Genomic DNA, 582 nt, shown 5'->3' with positions numbered 1-582 from the left:
GCTGGCTTAGACTCGCTTAACGCCGCGCTTAACGACGCGACAGTGAAGCCAGAATCGATGCCTTACCGCCAGCAAATCATCAATGAATCAGAAGCGTTGGCTCGACGCTTCAACACACTAACTCAGTCTTTGCACAACCAACATAAAGACATGAATGATCAGCGCACCGCTGCGCTGACTCATGCAAACAGTCTGATGTCGAACATCGCTCACGTGAACAAGCAAATCGTTGAAATGCAAGGTACAGGCGGTAACCCTGCTCAATTGATGGACACGCGTGAAAAGCTGATCGGTGAGCTGTCACAAGTGATCGAAGTGAAAACAACCGATCAACCGGATGGCAGCATGCAGGTGACGTTGGTTTCTGGTCAGCCGTTAGTCATGGGCTCGGACTTTGGTCAACTGTCTGCGATTCCTGATCCAAGCGATCCGTATCTTGCGGATCTGCACGTGAATTTTGCTAATCAAAGCTTTGCTATTGGCGATTCGGTCGGGGGTAAGTTGGGTGCCATCAACGATTACCAAACCGACGTTCTAAAGCCAAACCAAGTGGCGCTTGATGACATGGCAAAAGCTCTGGCA

Annotated in this window: 1 protein-coding gene; it reads left to right on the top strand. The window is 50.2% G+C overall.

From position 1 onward, the window contains the following. Positions 1-582 (top strand): flagellar hook-associated protein FlgK (gene flgK / locus R7E78_RS28715; RefSeq protein ID WP_318058958.1); only part of this gene is annotated, 582 nt, incomplete at both ends.

The sequence above is a fragment of the Vibrio sp. YT-19(2023) genome, assembly GCF_033337395.1.
Note: the sequence above shows the minus strand (reverse complement) of the source record. Positions and strands in the feature narration are given on the sequence as shown.